Consider the following 481-nt stretch of genomic DNA (forward strand, 5'->3'; position numbering starts at 1 on the left):
TCCATCTCGATGGCAACCAGGTCGCCATCGACGGCCTCGTCGAGCAGGTTCATCTGCTCACTGTTGAGCTGTTCGCTGCGCCGGCCGAACTGCTGGCGCTTGAGGACCGAGACCTCGTGGGTGAGTTGATCGATACGGGTCTGCCGGTAGCGTAGTTCTTGGTCTCGCTCACTCGCTTCCCGCTCCTTCTCCTTGATCGTCTGGTCCTTCGCCTCGACCTCGGCTATCAGTTGCGCTGTCAGGGCGCGCAACTGTTCCGGGCTGAGTGCGTCGAGGTCGGCAGGCAAGTTCATGCGGGCCAGTCTGCCAGAACCCTGCAGACGGCGGAAGCGCAACTGTTTACGTCCCGCGGGACTCAGACGACACGGATCACGCCGTCCTCGCCGATGCGTTGCCACGGCAAGCCCAGCACCAGGCCGGCCAGCTGTTCGTGCGTCAAGGCACGCTGCTTGGGTTCGCTGCCGAGGTGCGGCCAGGCGAA

General features: G+C 64.0%; 1 protein-coding gene. It reads right to left on the minus strand.

All coding sequences use genetic code 11. The annotated features are described in order from the left end of the window. On the minus strand, window positions 1-293 hold a 293-nt coding region (locus U5A56_RS36985; protein ID WP_257776155.1), incomplete at its 3' end, for a transposase. Window positions 294-481 lie beyond the last annotated feature (188 nt).

This window comes from Burkholderia sp. BCC1998 (genome assembly GCF_905339875.1).
GTDB lineage: Bacteria > Pseudomonadota > Gammaproteobacteria > Burkholderiales > Burkholderiaceae > Burkholderia.